An 18,868-nucleotide genomic window follows, 5' to 3' on the forward strand; every position below is an offset into this window, starting at 1 on the left:
ATTTGTCAATGAGCACACCGCATTTACTATGAATCTTCTCAAACACTCGTTAAATGTTCTTCCAGCCACTCCTGTGAGACTTGGGTGTCGGGGTGGTAGTGGAGAGTTCCGTTCACGAAAGCGATGCTTTTGGCATGATGCAGCACGGTGGCGATGTCGTGGCTTACGAGGATGATGGCGCATTCGCGGTTGATTTCCTCCAGCAGGGCGTAAAGTTTTTGGGCGAACTGTTTGTCGATATAGGTGTCGGGTTCGTCCAGTATGATGGCCTGCGGGTTGGATACTAAAGCGCGTCCCAGCAGTGCACGTTGCATCTGTCCTCCGCTCAATTGTCCGATGGCGCGTTTCTCCAGTCCTTGCAGCCCCATGCGGGCAATGGTTCGTTGCACCTGTGCGTGCTGTTCCGTTGTAAACGGGCGGAACAGTGACTTTTGTTTGTTGAGTCCCGACAGAACCACTTCGTAGACGGAAATGGGAAATTTCTTGTCGATGGTGTTGTATTGAGGCAGATAGCCTATGCTGATTTCGTTTGTCCTTTTCCCCTGCAGGCTGTATGCTATGTCGCCTGATGCGGGTTTCAGCAGCCCCAGTATCATTTTGATCAGTGTCGTTTTTCCGCCTCCGTTAGGCCCGATGATTCCTAAAAAGTCATTCGGATAGATTTCGAGGTTCACATTCCGGAGTACGATTTTGCCTTCGTACCCGCCGGATATCCGGGAGAGTTTAATCAGTGGCTGTCGGTCCATTCTCGGAAGCGTTTGATGGGTTTCTGTTCAATGTTTCGGCAATGCGCAGCATTTCTTCATTCCAGCGGTAGCTGAGCGGGTTGATTTCCACCAGCCTCAGTCCGAGTTCTTTTGCGATCAGTTCTGCATTGCGCCGGTCGAATTCTTTTTGGATAAAAACGGTGCGTACCTGCTTTTCCTTGCAGGTTCGGATCAGTTGTTGCAGATAAGCCGGCGACGGTTCTTTCCCTTCGGTTTCGATGCAGATTTGCGTGAGTCCGTAGTCCCGGGCAAAATAGGTCAGTGACGGGTGGTAGATGAGGAACGCTGAGTCCGCTTCCTCCATTTTTTCCGTGATTTTCCGTTCCGTGCCGCCAATGACTTCCATCAGGCTGTCCTTCCGGTTTTCGTAGTAAACCGTGTTGATGGTGTCTATCTTGCAGAGTGCTCTGCATATGTTGGCGGCTATCAGCCGGGCATTCGCCGGGGAGTTCCAGATGTGTGGGTCGGCATGGGCAAGTTCGTACTGATCTTTGTGAGCATATTCGTTGATTGGCATTATGCCTTCCGACATGTCGTAGAAAGGCATATCGGGAGCATTGCTTTTCAGCTTTTCAATCCAGGCCCGCTCGAAACCGATTCTGCCTATGCAGAAGTAAGCCTTGCTTTTTGCGAGCTGTACCATCTGTTGTGGGGTCGGGTCGTATGTTTCCGGATTGCTTCCTTCGGGAACCATGCTTATTACGCGGTATTTTTCTCCTGCGATAGCTTCTGTAAAGTAACGCAGCGGTTCAATGCTCACGGTGATGGTTGGGCCGTTTCCGTTTCCTTTGTTCGTTGTGCAGGCCGCAAGCGACCATATCATAAAAAGAAGCAGTGCCAGGCTTTTGTATTTTCTCATGCAAGTTCTTGTTTTATGTGATGTCTGCAAAGCTACAAAAACTTTGCGAAAACAGGCGGATGACTTGACGTTTTCTTTATCTCCAGGCTGGAGATATAAATCTTCAGGCTAAAGATACATATCTCCAGCTTGGATATCTCTGTCTTCAGACTGGAGATAAGGATTGTTTTTTTGTGCACATATCTTTTGCGCCCGTTTTCCGGAAATTCTGACGCGTTTCTGCATGTGTGTCATGAAGATTGTTCTTTTTGCCTTTTCTCCGCGGCTGAAAAAACTGTATATTTGCGGCCGGATTGATTTGGCAATTCATAGATAGAAGCAGGAGGTTGTAATGGGATATAAGATAACGGACAAACTGAAAGGAAGCCAGCATGTGGCGGAAGGAACTGCCTATGCGATTTTGTTTACAATAGGCCTTTGCCATCTGTTGAATGATATGATTCAGTCGGTTATTCCCGCCCTTTATCCCTTGCTGAAAGATAAGTTCGGATTCACTTTCGCCCAGATAGGTGTAATAACGTTGGTGTTTCAGATCACCTCGTCGGTGTTGCAGCCGTTTGTGGGGCAATATGCCGACCGCCATCCCCAGCCTTATTCTTTGTCTTTGGGAATGGGATTCACGCTTGTGGGACTCGTGTCGCTGGCCTTTGCTCCCAGTTTTCTGCTTATACTGCTGTCTGTCGCGCTGATAGGCTGCGGTACGGCTGTGTTCCATCCGGAAGCATCGCGTGTGGCGCAGATGGCGTCGGGCGGGAGAAAGAGTCTGGCGCAGTCAATATTTCAGGTTGGAGGCAACGGAGGAAGTGCTGTTGGTCCGTTGCTGACGGCTTTGATTGTTATACCCTACGGCCAGCACGCTGTGGGGTGGTTTGCTCTTGCGGCTTTGTTGGCTTCACTGCTGCTTGCCCGTGTGGGAAACTGGTACAGCATGATGCTGGCAGAGATAAAGACCCGTTGCCTCAGGCAGAAGGCGATGTGCGCTTTGCCTAAAAGAACGGTACGCATGGCGCTATGGATTCTGGTATTGATGATATTTTCAAAGTATTTCTTCAACGCCTGCATGACGAGTTATTTTACCTTTTATCTGATCGACAAGTTTGGCATCAGCGTGCAGCAGTCACAATATTGCCTGTTTGCCTATCTGGCCGCTTTTGCTATAGGCACGCTACTTGGCGGCTTTATCGGTGACCGCTATGGGCGCAAGTATGTCATCTTGTTCTCCATATTGGGCGCTGCTCCTTTTACGTTGGCGCTGCCTTATCTTAATCTGGGGTGGACCATTGTGATGTCTGTCATGTCCGGACTCATCATCGCTTCCGCCTTTGCGGCTATTGTAGTATATGCAACCGATCTGATGCCTGATAAGGTGGGCATGATTGCAGGCATCTTTTTCGGCCTTATGTTCGGCTTAGGAGGTATCGGCTCCGCATTTTTCGGTTGGCTGGCTGATCTTACCAGTATTGAGTATATATTTCGGGTAAGTACATGGCTGCCTCTTTTCGGTGTCATTGCCGTGTTTTTGCCAGATGTCCGTTCGGGCAAGAAGGTTAGCTGACTGTATCCTCGTCGGGCCGGATCTTCTGTTGGTTTGCTTATGGAGGGTCGGTGGGAGAAAGTATTTCTGAAGGCGTGGATACATGGACGTTCATATAAAGTCATGTATTCACGCCTTTTATACGGCATTGTCAGATAATTTCCTGTTCTGCTCCTTTCTTTCCAACAATCCAAATGATGTCACCGGCCTGGAAAAGGGTGTCGGGTCCGGGATTCATTGTGATTTGCTTGTCGCGTTCCAGACCGAGGACGATGAAAGCTTTGGTCTTGATGTCGCTTAGCCGTTTGTTGTTCAGTTTTGAGGTCGTTTCAAGACAAATGTTGCGGATACCCATCGGCAGGCGTTTGTCGGGATTCTTTCCCGTTTCCCTTCTGGTGTCCAGTTCCTGGCCGAATCTTTTCAGATCCTCATCGGTGCCGACAGCAGTTATTTTATCGTATGGATAAATGCTTTCATTTCCTTCCGGGAGGTCGATCTGATTTTCTCCCCGGGTGATGGAAATGATGTTTATCCGGAATCGGGTGCGCGGAGCTATTTTTTTCAGCATGCTTCCAGCACTGCACGAATCAGGAGAAACGGTGAAATCTGCTGTGTGTAAGTTGGCAAGCTGGTCGGCCCCGTCGAATAAAGACTTTGTCTGATTCATCTTTTCTTGGGTATCTTCTTGTCCCATAAAATTCTGGTTGAACCGTTCCTCAATCATCAGCGACTGCTTGCGAAGGCGTTTTGAGAAGTAGAAGCTGATGACAATGGCTGCGGCAACGATTAGGGCGGCTCCGGAGGCAACATTGAACAGCCGTACTACGAGGCTCATCAGGATTGCAATACAAAACAGCACCTTGACCAGTATCAGTGATACCAGCGCTCCCCGGTTGAAGCGGTTGTCATTCCATAGTTTCTGGAACTCGGGAGAGTGGTTCTTTTTGGTGATGATAGCCCATAGCAGTGGCGATACTACTGAAAATATAATGGCTGTACCTAAGGCTGTTCCATATATTCCCGGCAACCTTTCCTGGATAAACGGATAGATCTGCGAGAAGAACAGGGCAATGAATACGATACAAATTGTCAGGTAGACAGTCACGCCGATAAACATACTTTTCAGCAGCTTGTTCCAGTCGTTCTGGTGGCGGTCGGACATGGTTCCGGCCGCATATTTGGCCAGCAGCTGGTCTAATCCCTGCGGAATGTGTTTTTCTAGCAGATTGTATGCCGGTCCTGAAAGTCTGATCATGTAGGGAGTGAAGAAAGTCGTTATGACAGAAACGGCGACAATAATCGGATACAGGTTGCTGTCGGTGACTTTCAGACTTACACCGAGTGAGGCGATAATGAATGAGAATTCGCCTACTTGAGTCAAGGAGAATCCGGACTGTACGGCTACCTTCAGCGATTGTCCGGAAAGCAGGATGCCGATTGTCCCGAAGAATGTCTGTCCGGCCAGTACCAGCAAAGTCAGAATGATGATGGGGATGATGTATTCTGCAATAACATGCGGATCAATCATCATGCCTACTGAAACGAAGAAGATTGCAGCGAACAGGTCTTTAACAGGCTGTACAACCCGGCTGATCTTTTCGCTTTCTATCGTTTCAGCGAGGAGTGAACCCATGACAAATGCTCCCAGTGCCGACGAGAATCCGGCCCCTACTGCTATTCTTACCATCAGAAGGCAGAGGCCGAGTGAAACAATCAGCAGAATCTCGTCGCTGATGTATTGGCGTATTTTTTTCATGAAAGTAGGGAGCAGGTAGATGCCCAGTGCAGACCAGAAGATAAGGAAGCCTATCAGCTTGAACAGGCTGCCCAACAGGGCTGTTCCTTCAAAATGCTGACTGGCAGCGAGTGTAGACAATACAACCAGCATGACAACTCCCACCAGATCTTCTACGACCAGTATGCCAAGCACGATGCCTGTGAACTTCTGTTGCAGAAGGTTCATGTCGTTGAATGCCTTGAAAACGATGGCTGTGGACGACATGGAGAGCATGCCTCCAAGAAAGAGGCTGGTGATGTGGGTGAATCCCATTGCGTTTCCTGCCGTGTAGCCCAAAAACATCATTCCTGCCACAATGGTGAGTGTGGCGATAACGGCGCTTAATCCTACATTCAGCAGTTTCCGGAATGAAAATTCCAGTCCCATGGCAAAAAGGAGGAAGATAACGCCTATATCTGCCCAGATCTTGATGTTGGCGGTATCTGTTACGTTGGGCAGGAAGCTGACGGACGGCCCTGTAATGAATCCGGCCACTATATAGCCGAGGATGACAGGCTGTTTGAGCCATTTGAACAGAATTGTGACACATCCCGCTACAATCAGGATGGTCCCTAAGTCTGAAATGAGTGGTGCAAGTTCTGACATGGTTATTTCGTTTTTGAGTTGAGTTTTGTTGCTCTTAGTATTTCACGTTTTCCTCCCGGGGGCCCTGGAAGCCGTTCTACTGTTAATCCTGCTGATTGCAGCATCCGGCGTACAGTTCCTTTGGCGCAATAGGTAGTGAGGATGCCTTCCGGATTCATTTTGCTGTAAAGGTAATCAAAAAGTTTCTGATTCCACATTTCAGGCTGCTTCTCAGGGGCGAATGCGTCAAAATAAATTAAATCATAGCATTCGTCAAATAGGTGTTGCGTGAAATCTCCTTTTATCTTCAGCAAGGTGAAGTATGGTGTTATACGTTGTGGAGAACCCCATTCGGCTTCGTGCAGTTTGTAGAATGTGTCTGCTTGATCAGGAGCTATCGTTTCCGGATAGTGGAGAGAGCTTGCGGTCGTTTTATCCAGCGGATACCGTTCGATGGTTGTGTAATATATCTGTTTATGCGTTTCTTCTGCTTTCAGAAGCGTCAGAAAAGCGTTTAGTCCGGTGCCGAATCCGACTTCCAGAAGTTTGACTTCCTGTTTCCGGCAATGTTCCAGCCCCATTTTTATAAAAATGTGATCCGATTCTGTAAGTGCACCTTTTATGGAATGATAGTGTTCGTCAAGTTCCGGGACGAACAGTGTGTTGCTTCCGTCTGCTGTCTTTTCAATCTGTATCATAATTATTGGCATTTAACTGATAAGTTGTGCTGTCCCGATAGCTGTCATGACAATGACAGCGTACCGTATTAGTTTTCCGATGCTCATGGCGGCAGAAACGATCCATACATTGGCTTTCATGAGTCCAAGTGCGATGAGAAGTGCATCGCCGATAACCGGGAGGAAAGAAAACAGGGCCATCCAGGATCCCTTTCCGTGTATGAACCGTGCGGCTTTGTCCAGTTGTTTCCGGCTCACGCGAAAATATTTTTCTATCCATTCCATTTTGCCCAGTCTTCCTATCCAATAGCAAGTCAGGCCGCCAAGCACGTTGCCCAGTGTCGTGGACAGAGTGGAGAGCAGCGGGTCAAGACCTAAGGCAACGCATGCGAGCAAAACAACCTCGGAACTGAACGGAAGAATAGTGCCTGCCAGAAAAGCAGAGATGAACATGCCTCCGTATCCCCAGTCGATCAAGAATTGGATAAAGCTGTCCATAGATTGAATATTGTAAGAAGAATCCATGCTCCTGCCGTTATCCATAACAGGATGCCGGTGAACCGGCTGAAGGTCAGCGCGAACAGATGTCCGCTTGTTATGGCATAGATTACGAGCAGCAGGAGAAAGAATGCATTGAAATAGGAAGGTATGCAAGCTGTCAATGCCAGCACTGCGATGCCGCTCCAGATGATGATTCGGAGCATGATTCGCGTTTGTACCCTGTCCTGGTATCCTTTGTCCATTGTCTGTACGCAACTGATGGCGGTCAGTACCAGCAATAATCCTCCTGCAACCAGTTGTTGCAGAGAGAGTGCGGTGTAGTCTATTGGCGGTATTTCAGCTAGCTGCATGAACAGTTCTGCCATGGCAGCCGGATTGTCATTGTATAAGTAGTGGCAGAATAACAGTACGTAAGGAGTGCTTACGCCGATTAAGCCGGCAAAGAAACTTCTCGGGTTCAGTGAGCGGAGGGCTATCATGAAGCAGTATATCAGCGGCGTCAGATAGAGCAAATGGGGCAGAATCAGGCTGGCTATGCCAAGAAGCAGAAAAGAATGGAATATCTGCGCAGAAGAATGCGAGGATTCGTAACTTCTGAACAGGCATGATATGCTTCCCACATAAAGAAGCGGAATCCATGTTTCGGGCGAATATTCGTGGAGAAACAGACAGCTTGAGTAGAAGTACAGAAACAGAGAGGCATGCAGCGTTGTACGCGTGCGTATGAGTGAGAATGTGGTGTTCAGCTCGATCAGCAGATAAGTTGTGATGCCGCATGCAATGAGCGGAATCAGATTTTCTGGCTTGTTGAGTCCCAACGCAGACGAGATCAGGCAGAAAACAACAGCAACGGGAAAAATTATCTTTCCCGTTGCCAGATGGTATTGGAATCTGTTTCTTTCGAGCATGAATCAATTATTATAGGTCGAATCCGATATCAGACCGGAAATATTTTTTCTCAAAGAGTATCTTTCCGGCATTTTCGAATGATTTCTTAAGAGCTTCGTCTTTGTCTTTTCCATACGAGCTGACTGCTATGACGCGTCCTCCGGAAGTGACGGTTTGTCCGTCCTTTGCGGCGGTGCCAGCATGGAATACGATGCTTCCTCCCGCTTTGGCTTCTTCGATTCCGCTGATGGGAAATCCTTTTTCATAAGCTTCCGGATAGCCTCCTGATACGAGCATGACGCATACGGCCGAGCGCGGGTCTATTTCGAGCGTCTTTTCTGCCAGATTTCCGTTGGCCACCCCTTCGAACAGATCTACCAGATCGCTCTTGATGCGCAGCATGACACTTTCCGTTTCGGGATCACCCATGCGTACGTTGTACTCAATCACCATCGGATCGCCTTTTACGTTTATGAGTCCGAAGAAGATGAAGCCTTTGTATTCGATTCCCTCTTCTGCCAGTCCTTCTACGGTCGGGCGGATTATACGGTCTTCTACCTTTTGCATCCATTCTTTGTCGGCAAACGGGACAGGAGATACAGATCCCATGCCGCCGGTGTTCAGCCCTTTGTCGCCTTCTCCTATTCGTTTGTAGTCTTTAGCTTCGGGCAGAATCTTGTAGCTTTTCCCGTCGGTCAGGACAAATACGGAGCATTCGATGCCGCTTAGGAACTCTTCGATGACAACTGTTGCAGATGCATCTCCAAACATTCCGCCCAGCATCTCTTTCAGCTCTTTCTTGGCTTCTTCAAGTGTCGGCAGAATCAATACGCCCTTTCCGGCGCAAAGACCATCCGCCTTCAATACGTATGGAGCCTGCAGTGTTTCCAGAAAAGCCAGCCCTTCTTCCAGATTGCCGGCGGTTATGCTTTTGTAGCCGGCGGTAGGTATATGGTGCCGCTGCATGAATCCTTTGGCAAACTCTTTGCTTCCTTCAAGTACGGCACCGGTTTTTGACGGACCGATGACAGGAATGCTTTTCAAGGCACTGTCATTCTTGAAATAGTCGTATATACCTTTTACCAGTGGATCTTCGGGGCCTACGACTACCATGTTGATGCCGTTGTTGAGAACGAAAGCGCGTATGGCATCGAAATCGTTGGCTTTGATGTCCACGTTTTCGCCAACTTCACTTGTTCCGGCATTTCCCGGAGCGATAAACAGTTTCTCAATTTTGGGACTTTGAGCAATTTTCCATGCCAGCGCATGCTCGCGTCCGCCTGAACCTAAAAGCAAAAGTTTCATAATATCTTTTTTTAGCTTCCATTGCCGCAGACTGTACGGATCGCTGTTGTGTGCGGTCTGCGGCTTTGAATGTTTTATTTCAAATGATCTTCAAAGTAACGCGTGATATGTTCGTGCAGGTGCACCCGGTCGCGTCCCACCATGTTGTGTCCGTCCTCGGGATAGATGAACAGATCGGGATGAGTGCCGGCATTGATACATGCACGTAAGAATGTATAGGTATGTTGCGGTACACAAGTCGGGTCTGTTCCGCCGATGATGATTTCCAGCCGCCCTTTCAGGTTGCCGGCTTTTTGTTTCAGGTCAGAACCTTTATATCCTTCCGGATTGGTTTCCGGCGTGTCCATGTACCGTTCGCCATACATCACTTCATAATATTTCCAGTCGATGACCGGACCTCCGGCAACGCCTGTCTTGAAAATATCCGGATAGGTCAGCATCAGATTGGTTGTCATGAATCCTCCGAAGCTCCATCCGTGTACTCCGATGCGGTTGCTGTCAACGTATGGCAGCGATTTCAAGAATTCAGCCCCTTTTACCTGGTCTTTCATCTCTTCTACACCAAGGTGGCGGAACGTCACATTCTCAAATCTGATACCCCGATTGTCACTTCCTCTGCTGTCTACCGTAAGCATCACATATCCTTTCTGCGCCATATAAAGATCCCATCCGCGTGCATCGTAGAAACGCGTGTCGTGAATCATTTGTGCATGAGGGCCTCCATATACATAGATGACGGCCGGATATTTCTTGCTCGGGTCGAAGTCTACTGGTTTGATGAGGCGGTAATACAGATCGGTCACCCCATCGGCAGCCTTGATTGTTCCCACACTGATTTCGGGCATGTTGAACTGTTCTTCCATCGGGTCGGAAGCTGTAAGCAGGTTGGTCCCTTTCTTTCCGTTTGCCGGAAGAATGCTGATGCTTCGTCCCACCTTGGAAGATGTAAAGCTGTCGATGATGTAATTGCCGGAAGCAGAAACTTGAGCAGCATGGACACCTTCGCCGCTTCCTATCAAGGCGCGTTTCCCGTTCTTTGTGCTCAGTGCAAACACATTGGTCTGGAGGGGGGAGAGTTCGGTGGAAGTGATAATGATTTCTTTCCGTGCCCCGTTGAATCCCAATACAGACTTGACGAGCCATTCGCCTTGTGTCAATGGAACGGTTTTCAGGTATTCGCAGTACTGTGCCTCCTGATCCTTTCCGCTTTTCCATTCGCCTTGTTGTGCGGCCTCTGTATCCATGATATACAGATGGTTGAATCCGTCACGCTGACTCTGATAGATGAACTTTGTTTCGTCCCAGGGCAAGAAAATAAGCGGATGCTGGGGCTCTACATAGCGTGTATGCTTTTCTTCGTAGAGAATGGCTTCTTTTTCTCCTGTCACCGCATTGTAGCTGACCAGCTGCGCATGGTTCTGGTCGCGGTTCAGCTCGATGATGTAGACATGTTTTTCGTCGGGCGACCAGCTTACGTTAGTGAAATAACGGTTGGTCGGATCGCCGGTCTGCAGGTAGATGGTGCGTTTGCTTTTCACGTCATAAATGCCCACCGTTACTTTATGGCTTGTCATTCCAGCCATCGGATATTTGTCCGGTTCGAGCGTAGCGATACGTGTGGAAGTGTTGACCTGCGGATAGTCGGTCACCATACTTTGATCCATGCGGTAGAATGCCAGATAAGACCCTTTAGGGCTCCAGAACGTACCTTTATAAATGCCAAACTCGTTGCGGTGTACGGCCTGTCCGTAAATTACGTCTTTTTCCGGATCTTCCTTGCATCCGGTGCAAACGGAATTTATTTGTGCAGGGAAATCTCCTTCTTTTGCTACAAACAAATGGCGGCCGACGGTATAGGCCATGCATCCGTTTTCTTTGCAGAAGTCAAGGTTGGCTCCGTTTCCTTGGATGCGGAACATGTTCGTGATCTTTTTCTGAGCGAAATCATACCAGAACATGTAGATTTCGTTCCCTTCGCCCATTTCCACTCTGCCTAAGAATGCAATCGTTTTGCGGTCTTTCCAAGGCATGGAGGCAGAGTCCAGCGTGCGGAGCGGCTTGATCTTAAAATCAAGCTTGTAAGGCTTCTCACCGCTCTGCAAAACTTCGTTCACTTCGTCAAGCGTGACCAGTACGGTTTCTTTTCCTGTCTTGATGTCTACCTCATTGATGGTTTCCACATCAGCGCGTATGCATACATCGCCCCACCACTGGAGTCCTGTAATATTTCTCGGGCGGAGATTTGCGTAATTGTTTCCTCCCGGGATTACATCTTCCAGCGTGTAGGATTTCTTTTCCTGGGCATGTACGGCTGCAATTGACATGATAAACAAGAATATAAATAGAATATTTCGTTTCATTTCATTAATCCTGTTCGTTGTTTTCATCTTTTTGTCTGTCCAGCTCGTGGCGCTTGTGCATATATATGAAGCGTTTGGCCGGGATGCGTTTCTGCTCTTTTTCTGCGTCGGGGCGCTGGCGGTCGTTCGGAAACTCGTCCCTGTTTCTGAAGCCGGACCTGCGTTCGCGTGTGAATTCTTTGCCATCTCCAGCCTTGCGTGTGCGCAGCGAAGGCCTCTCGTCATTATTGCGTCTGAAGTCTTCATCTCTCCATTTCGGGCGTTCGTCATATTTCCTTGGTCCGTTTTCGTTCCATCTTGGGCGTTCGTCGTCGCGTCTTGGCCTTCTTTCTCTTTTCCCGTATTCAACTTTCTCTCCGTGGTGGCGGTTGCGGACTGGCCTTTCAGCATTCTCCTTCTTCAATCCTTTTTCAGGATTTTCAGCGCGGAATTCCTTGTATTTTCCATTGAAGATCTGATACTCCCGAAGCTGGCATTCCAGCGCGCCGTTGAAGAGCGGGATCTTTACCGATGCTTTCAGGCCGATCTGTTCGAAACATTCTTCACGATAGCTCAGCACCCATGCGTCATTGCCTGTGAACGCGTGCTTCAGACGTTCTCCGATCATTTCATAAAGTCCTAACAGGTCATCTGAGGAAATACGCTCTCCGTAAGGAGGATTCATGATGATGATGCTTTTCTCTGCGGGCTGTTCAAACTGCTGGAAAGGCTGTATTTTCAATACGATATCTTTGCTCACGCCTGCCGCCTTTACGTTGCGCTGAGCAATTGCGTTGGCTTGAGGATTATTGTCGTATCCGTAAATCTTGTGTGTGAACTCCCTTTCCTGCGAGTCATCATTGTAGATTTCATCAAACAGTTCCTGATTGAAGTCTTTCCATTTCTCGAATCCGAATTCTTTGCGGAACACTCCGGGAGCGATGTTGCGCGCAATCAAGGCAGCTTCGATAGGAATTGTTCCTGAACCGCACATGGGGTCAATCAGGTCACATTCCCCTCTCCAGCCTGTAAGCAGGATAATACCTGCCGCCAGCACCTCATTAAGCGGAGCTTCCACTTGTTCTTGCCTGTATCCCCGGCGGTGGAGCGATTCACCCGAACTGTCAAGCGAGAGCGTGCAGTTGTTCTCTGCTATATGTATGTTGATCTGGATATCCGGATTGTTGATGCGGACAGAAGGACGGTTTCCTGTTTTTTCACGGAAATAGTCAGCTATCGCATCCTTTACCTTATATGCTACAAACTTTGAATGGCGGAAATCCTCGGAAAAGATAACCGAGTCGACGGCAAAAGTGTTTGTGGCGTCAAGATACTCTTCCCATGCTATATCTTTAACGGCGTTGTATACCTCATCTGCAGTTGTTGCGGTAAAATGCTTGATGGGTTTCAAAATGCGTATGGCTGTGCGCAGATAGAAATTCGCCTTGTACATCATGGCTTTGTCCCCGGAAAATGAAACCATGCGGTTGCCGATCTGTATGTCTTCGGCTCCGAGTTCAGTGAGTTCCTGTGCCAGTACCTCTTCCAGTCCCTGGAATGTTTTGGCAATAAGCTCAAATTTTTGATTCATTGTGATAAAATTACGTAATTTCAATTGATGGTGCAAAAGTATGAATTTTCAGTCAGTCGGTCAACTGTTTATAGGGGTTTCTTTGGAGGATGGGCAAGATTTTCTGGTGTTGGAGGATGCTTTCATTTTTCAAGATTATGCCTTTCTGTCGTTTCTTGGTTTGTCAGTCCCACTTCATGAGAATTGGTCAGATCGAAAGAGAGATGGAGTAAGAACTTGTTTAAGTTTGCCAATAAAATACTATTCGATCAGGTTCTTTTGCGTTTGTTTCCTGTCTGTTGTTCCGATTCTATTCGTCAGATAGCCCGCTATCTTCCTCATCACACAAACGGAAATGCCTCAAAAACTCATCCCAAATCAGCACACGATAAATTCAAAACAGTTTCTGAAACGAACAGACTCCAAGTGGGGATAATTGCTTATGGAAGATTTGCTGGCGGTCGCAGCGGACACCATCTTGATGAAAAGGCAGGTTCAGCCCTCAATGACCTATGGCAAGTTGAAGAAGGTTGCTTGGATTAAAAGTTTTGGACGTTACTCCTTCAACAACTTCATCTCCCATTCTGTTGCATGCTGCTTCTTTGAAAAGAAAGCCCGTCCTTGATCTGCTCTATCAGGGACGGGCTGCTTGCAAACTTTGAATGATTTTCAGAATAAGAACATCTGGTGTTAATCTGTTTCATTCAAGCCATATTTTTCTAACTCGGTCTGCTCCCATTGTTCTTGTTGCTTCTTTATTTTGCTCCGTTGGCTATAATATGTGTCCTCTGTAACGAATATCAGGCGTTCGCATGCGTTCAGATATGAGGTCGGGACATCGGGAGCATTGATTGTGGTTTTCACAGAAATGACATCTCCTTGTTTTTTGCCGGCACAGTATATGGACTGTTTGTCATAGCCGATATTGCCTTTGTCGCCTGCCATGAGAAAATAGATATAAAAGGAGGACTTTTTTGCGTCTTTTTTCAGTTTGATGTCGAATGTCACTTCGAGTTTTACCCCTTCGCTTCCGAGATTACGGATCTTAGGCAGGAGCACTTCTTTTATGGTAATGTCCGATATGACTATATACTGTAAGCTGTCAGTCTGTTCATAAGGAATAGTCTTTCCAGCCATTTCATCGGCATAAGGACGTGCTTTTTTTTCCGTTTCTTTGAGTGCATCTTCCATTTTCTGGAAAGCCTCTTTTAATTTTTCGAGATTGTTGTCTGCCTTTTCTTTGTTTTTGTCTTCTTTTATCGCTTTGTTTATGTCGCTGAGATCCTGAAGCATGTCTGTTGTCGTTTTCTCATACATGGACGGAATTTTACCGAACATGCTGTCTGCGGAGCCGTTTCCTCCACAGGAAATTATGGCGAATGCAACTGTACAGATGAATATAAGATGTTTACATTTCATATGATTGAAGTTTTTCAGAGTTATTTTCCTTCCCAGTTGACAGGTATATTTTTTATTTCAAATCCTTTAAACTGATATGTGTCAAATTTGATCAGTTTGATGATTTTGGCGTTTTTGCTGACTCCTTTCAGTAGGATTTCACATTTTACGGGTATTTCTCCGGGCACAGGGACACCTGTCGGGCCTACGGCTTTTCCACCGACCGTGAATTCATCGCCTCCGAATTCGTACATGTTCCCTTGATCGTCCCATGCACGGCCTCCACCCCAGTTCAGATAGGTTTCCTCCGATTGGGTGTTGGTCATCAGGAAATTGATTAATACATTGTTGCTTCCCTCTATGAGATTATCTTTGTATTCCAGTTTCAGTTGTCGGGTAGGAGAAAGCACACTGGTAGCATCGCTGGCATCACTTCCGGATGAAATGTTTTGTCCTGTTTCTTGCCCGCGTGTGATGGGAATGTTTCTGACTTCGAATCCTTTATACTGATAGGTGTTGATTTCTATCTTTTTGATGGATGTAGCTTCTGCATTGACATCTTTCAGGCGTATCAATGCCTTTAATGGGATATCTGACGGAATTCCTACACCGGATGGAGATACTTGTTCCCCTCCTATGGTAAAAAAGTTATAGTCGAATTCATAGGTGTTTCCCAGGTTGTCATACCCTTTTCCTCCTCCCCAGTTCAGACCGATTTCCTTATCTGTAGTGTTGGTTATTTTCAGTACGACTACTACGTCGTGTCCTTCGTCATAGCATTCCACGAATTCCAGTTGCAGATCGTGGGACGGTGACAAAGTTTTGGTTTTCCCATTTGATGCGGTGGATAGCACCTTTCCATCTAAGGTATTGTTGACATCTTCCAGCTTCTGGTTGGTTTCTTCCAATGCTTTGTTCACTTTTTTTAGGAAGTTTCCAAATTTGCTTTGGGCTTGTGCGTTTGTGCTTGCCATAAGCAGGCAAGCACAAAACATAAAGAATATGTTTCTTTTCATTTTTTATGTTTTTCTTAGTGAGTAAATTCCACGTCGGTGTAAATCATTTCAGCCTGGTAGTCGCCGTTTTCTGACTTGATGACAATCCGAACCGTGTGTTTTCCCGTCAGCATATCGGTCGTGACGTTCATGCGTATGATATATGAGTTGGTAATCGCTCCGGTCACTTTCAGGTCATCAAGCGAAACGCCTTGAAACGTGCTGGGAACATCCATCCATGTGCCTCCGGTATATTTGGCGAAGTTGCGGGGGTTCTCTTTTGTCAGTGTGCTCCATGAGTATGTTTCGTCTTTATAGCTGCTCGTATTGCTGAAAACGACGTGTATGGTACCGCGGGTGCTTCCCCAGTCATAGTGTTCATAGCCTTTGTGTACAGATTCTACAGACCATTCCGGGCGTTTGTTTGGATAGTTCGGTTCGTCCGTGAAGTGGATATAGATCCGGTTGGCTCCCGGGCGGAACGTGAAGTTTTCGTCTGCGAAATGCAGCATAATTCCTCCGCATTCGTCATAGCTGCTGCCTCCGGTGCCATAGTTCGGTACCAGATCTTCCAGCCATTTCTCGGCGAATCCTTGTGTCCGTGATGTCCCGGATACCCCGCGGTCATTCAGATAGGAATGCAGGTTTTCAACAGTGGTGATGTCTATCGCGCCGTTTACGAACAGTGTGGAACTTCCAACACATCCGAACCGTACATCCATCGTTTGGGACAGCGTTTCAGACCATTCCGTGATTTCTTCTGCTATGGCATTAGCTTCCTCACTCATGCTTGATGAATTGTCCACCAGAAATACGATGTCAGCTTTTGCCCGTGAGCTTGTATTTGTGCTGCGGCGTGAAGGCTGTGCCATGTCTTCTCCGTTGATTACGGTGATGGCTTTCGGTTCTCCGTCCACTTCCAGCCAAATGTTTTGTCCGGCTTCTCCGGTCCCGTAGAGTTTCATCCATTCGTCCGTTTCCGGTATCTGGATTCCTGTAAGGCTCATGCACAGTACATCGTTCTCAGAACCTTCCTCAAAGTAGAAGGCAGGTTGCGGTATGTTCAGGTTGCCTTCTTCGGTGAGGGATGGGGTTTCTCCCGCATCCTTGTCTGAGATTCCTATGACAGCATGAGCGTCATAAGGGATTTCTATTTTTTCTCCGTTTGAGGCCAGTGTCAGTATGATATGCTCGTCTTCTGTCTTTGCCGAGGTTAGGAATGGAGCTTTTTGGTTTTTGTTGTCTTCCGTCAGACTGATCGGATTGCCCGATGCGTCCAGCACTTTGGTGTAGGTGTTGCCGTTGTCATAGCTTACCGTCCAGACGTTGCTTTCATCGATTCTTATTTGGGGATAACCGGTTGCGCCTGACACGGCTGCTTTATTACCCGATGCGTCGAGCAGCCATGTGGATTCTCCGCAGATCGTTTGTGTCCAGTAGTATTTGTTGTCGGAATCTTTGTCGACTCCAACCAGCAGTGCGCTTTCTTTGTTGTCAAGCCTAACCGAAGTGGCGTCCAAAAAATCTATCGTATATGCATTGTCTGTTGCGGCTGCCATGTTTGTGGCATAGACTCCGTCCTCCATTTTTGTAATTATCGTCTGCAGAGAGGGGATGGCATGGTTCAAATTGTCGATGCTTTCTTTCATATCCAGAGCCACCGCCTGAAGATTGGCTTCTTCATCGCCGTTACTGCAGGAAACGGCAGATACTGCGAGTGATAGTATCACCCAAATGTTTTTAGCTTTCATAAAAGATTTATTTATGTAAATTCGTTATTTAAGGAATACATGTAATGCTTTTCCATTGATGGTTTTTCCATTGATATGTAAATCCATGCGGGCCGTCTATCGACTGTATCTGATATTTGTTGCTGATGTTGAGCGTAAGGTCTATGTTTTTTGTTTGCGAGTTGACCGGTCCGAATGTGCTGCTATCTACCGTGATGGAGCCAGGATATGTCAGTTTGAGGGTTGTGAGCGCAGGACAGTTTGTGAATACATCCTGGCTGAAGAAGTTTGCTTTGGGCAATGCAATTTCAGTAAGAGCGTTGCAATATGAGAATACGGCTATCCCGAAATTTGTGGCTTCGGGAAGATTGACTTCTTTCAGGGTTTTGCAGCCATTGAATGCTTCATCTCCTATGGTGACGGCTTTGGGCAATGAAATATTTTCAAGTGAGGTGCATCCGTAGAACATTGCGGCTCCGGTACGCTTTGTCTGGTCGCCTTTTGTAGCTTCTCCCAGTGTTACCAGTTCAGGCATGTTCACGCTGATGAGCGATGTGCAATGATAGAAACTCATGGCACCTATGATAGTGGTTTGAGGGAAATTTGCTTCTTTCAGAGCTGTTTCGAAGAATACGCATTTTTCTATATTCTTTACTTGAGTCATATCAACGGATTCCAGTGCTGTACAATATTGGAATGCGTAGTTTGTGAGTGTTTCTATTCCTGGTGCAGTTGCTTTTTTCAGGGCTGTACATTTGTAGAAAGCATACTCACCGACTGTCTTCACTTCTTCGGGGAGGATGATTTCTTGTATCAGTTCGTGCTTGTAGAATGCTTTTTCAGGCATCCCGGGTTGTCCGCCCACCGATGGCCATCCGCTTACTCCGCTCAAATCAAGCATTTCAATGGCTATGCCGTCAAAAGGATTTGCGTTGGCAAAATCTAGTGCAGCATAGTTCCCGATGATGACAAAGTGTGTCACGCCGGCAGCAGAAGCTTCTGATACAGATTGGATTACCTGTTCGGAGGTAGCGTCAGTCAGGTCGATTGTAGCTTTGTTTCCTTCAATTTCTGCGATGGAAATGCTTACCGTTACTTCACAGGAAGCAGTTTTCTCTCCGGCAGTAGCTGTAATCGTGGCTTTTCCTTCGGCTACGGCGGTTACCAGTCCTTCTGATGTTACCGTAGCTACCATTTCGTCTGACGAAGCCCATATAACTTGTGGGTCGGTGGCATTTTCCGGCGTGATTTTTGCAGTCAGTTGGACTGTTTCTCCTTTTTCTGTCATTGTAAGTGCAGAAGGAGATATTTCAATGCTTTCCACCTCAATGGTTTCAGTGGCGATGGTTACCTGACAGGTTGCGCTTTTTCCTCCAGCCGAGGCAGTTATTACCGCATTTCCTTCCGATACGCCTGTCACCGTTCCATTTTGTGATACGGCAGCTACCTTGTCATCGGATGAACTCCAGGTAACACTTACGTGGGAAGCCTCTTCCGGGAGTATGGTTGCTTCCAGATCTTCTGTTTCCCCCACATTTAGAACGAGGCTTGCAGGAGATACTGTTATTTGTGTCACGGCAACAACATTTTCTTCGTCTTCGGAAGAACAGGCGATGAACGTCATTGAAAGGATGACCGTCATCAGTTTGAACAGATTGTGGAATTTACTATTCATAAGACATATTATTTTAAGTTTCTGCAAATAAATAAAATTTAAACGTGGCGAAATATCACCCAAAAGGATGATTTTGGCTGCATTATTGGGAAAACAGTATAGAAATTGTTCATTGGCACGTCGGAATGAATGATAATTTTTTGTGTGGAAAAATAAATAGTGTTTACTTTGCCTGTACGATAGTATTGGATGGGGAATTAAGGTTCCGGCGAAGGAGATAGACTGTTTCATGCGTAGCGTGAAGAGGCTGATGTTTTCCCGGATCCGG

The 18,868-nt window shown here is 47.1% G+C and carries 15 protein-coding genes; 2 read left to right on the forward strand and 13 right to left on the reverse strand.

Going from position 1 to position 18,868, the window contains the following annotated elements; all coding sequences use genetic code 11:
- Window positions 1-38 precede the first annotated feature (38 nt).
- Entirely contained in the window at window positions 39-746 is a 708-nt protein-coding gene (locus NW212_RS03920; protein ID WP_258337333.1) for a metal ABC transporter ATP-binding protein, read from the reverse strand.
- Complete coding sequence (locus NW212_RS03925) at window positions 724-1,626, reverse strand: metal ABC transporter solute-binding protein, Zn/Mn family (protein ID WP_258337334.1); 903 nt, start codon at window positions 1,624-1,626, stop codon at window positions 724-726. Before NW212_RS03925 ends, NW212_RS03920 begins: the two co-directional genes overlap by 23 nt.
- Window positions 1,627-1,957: 331 nt before the next feature.
- On the opposite strand from NW212_RS03925, the gene NW212_RS03930 reads away from it, so the two are divergent.
- Window positions 1,958-3,181 carry an MFS transporter gene (locus NW212_RS03930; protein ID WP_258337335.1) on the forward strand — a complete coding sequence of 408 codons (1,224 nt, stop codon included), beginning with the start codon at window positions 1,958-1,960 and terminating at the stop codon, window positions 3,179-3,181.
- 130 nt (window positions 3,182-3,311) lie between these two features.
- Here the strand turns inward: NW212_RS03930 and NW212_RS03935 are convergent, their stop codons facing one another.
- The 7 genes from NW212_RS03935 to NW212_RS03965 all read right to left on the reverse strand — a co-directional run bounded on the left by NW212_RS03935 (window position 3,312) and on the right by NW212_RS03965 (window position 12,823).
- A complete protein-coding gene (locus NW212_RS03935) occupies window positions 3,312-5,543 on the reverse strand; it encodes a cation:proton antiporter (protein WP_258337336.1) in 2,232 nt (743 codons plus the stop codon).
- A gap of 2 nt (window positions 5,544-5,545) precedes the next feature.
- Window positions 5,546-6,217 (reverse strand): tRNA (5-methylaminomethyl-2-thiouridine)(34)-methyltransferase MnmD, encoded by a 672-nt coding sequence (gene mnmD, locus NW212_RS03940; protein ID WP_258337380.1) that lies wholly within the window; start codon window positions 6,215-6,217, stop codon window positions 5,546-5,548.
- Window positions 6,218-6,232: 15 nt separating this feature from the next.
- Window positions 6,233-6,697: a YqaA family protein gene (locus NW212_RS03945; protein ID WP_258337337.1), complete on the reverse strand. Its 465-nt coding sequence runs from the start codon at window positions 6,695-6,697 to the stop codon at window positions 6,233-6,235.
- Window positions 6,673-7,608: a hypothetical protein gene (locus NW212_RS03950; protein WP_258337338.1), complete on the reverse strand. Its 936-nt coding sequence runs from the start codon at window positions 7,606-7,608 to the stop codon at window positions 6,673-6,675. Before NW212_RS03950 ends, NW212_RS03945 begins: the two co-directional genes overlap by 25 nt.
- A gap of 10 nt (window positions 7,609-7,618) precedes the next feature.
- Complete coding sequence (purD, locus tag NW212_RS03955) at window positions 7,619-8,893, reverse strand: phosphoribosylamine--glycine ligase (RefSeq protein WP_258337339.1); 1,275 nt, start codon at window positions 8,891-8,893, stop codon at window positions 7,619-7,621.
- A 74-nt stretch (window positions 8,894-8,967) separates the two neighbouring features.
- Window positions 8,968-11,253, reverse strand: a complete 2,286-nt coding sequence (locus tag NW212_RS03960) for a S9 family peptidase (RefSeq protein WP_258337340.1) — start codon at window positions 11,251-11,253, stop codon at window positions 8,968-8,970.
- A 4-nt stretch (window positions 11,254-11,257) separates the two neighbouring features.
- Window positions 11,258-12,823, reverse strand: coding sequence for a class I SAM-dependent RNA methyltransferase (locus NW212_RS03965; protein ID WP_258337341.1), 1,566 nt, complete (start codon window positions 12,821-12,823; stop codon window positions 11,258-11,260).
- 421 nt (window positions 12,824-13,244) lie between these two features.
- Here NW212_RS03965 and NW212_RS03970 point away from each other — a divergent pair, with 421 nt between their 5' ends.
- Entirely contained in the window at window positions 13,245-13,427 is a 183-nt protein-coding gene (locus NW212_RS03970; protein ID WP_258337342.1) for a hypothetical protein, read from the forward strand.
- A gap of 65 nt (window positions 13,428-13,492) precedes the next feature.
- On the opposite strand, the gene NW212_RS03975 is transcribed toward NW212_RS03970, so the two are convergent.
- From NW212_RS03975 to NW212_RS03990, 4 genes are read right to left on the reverse strand one after another with little or no spacing between them, the layout of a single operon-like run.
- Window positions 13,493-14,221: a hypothetical protein gene (locus NW212_RS03975; RefSeq protein WP_258337343.1), complete on the reverse strand. Its 729-nt coding sequence runs from the start codon at window positions 14,219-14,221 to the stop codon at window positions 13,493-13,495.
- Window positions 14,222-14,241: 20 nt separating this feature from the next.
- Window positions 14,242-15,216, reverse strand: coding sequence for a hypothetical protein (locus NW212_RS03980; protein WP_258337344.1), 975 nt, complete (start codon window positions 15,214-15,216; stop codon window positions 14,242-14,244).
- Window positions 15,217-15,230: 14 nt separating this feature from the next.
- A complete protein-coding gene (locus NW212_RS03985) occupies window positions 15,231-16,946 on the reverse strand; it encodes a PL29 family lyase N-terminal domain-containing protein (RefSeq protein ID WP_258337345.1) in 1,716 nt (571 codons plus the stop codon).
- A gap of 28 nt (window positions 16,947-16,974) precedes the next feature.
- Window positions 16,975-18,600 carry an Ig-like domain-containing protein gene (locus tag NW212_RS03990; RefSeq protein WP_258337346.1) on the reverse strand — a complete coding sequence of 542 codons (1,626 nt, stop codon included), beginning with the start codon at window positions 18,598-18,600 and terminating at the stop codon, window positions 16,975-16,977.
- Window positions 18,601-18,868: the final 268 nt, after the last annotated feature.

The organism is Bacteroides sp. ET225 (genome assembly GCF_024733745.1).
In the GTDB taxonomy this organism is placed as follows: Bacteria; Bacteroidota; Bacteroidia; order Bacteroidales; family Bacteroidaceae; genus Phocaeicola; species Phocaeicola excrementipullorum.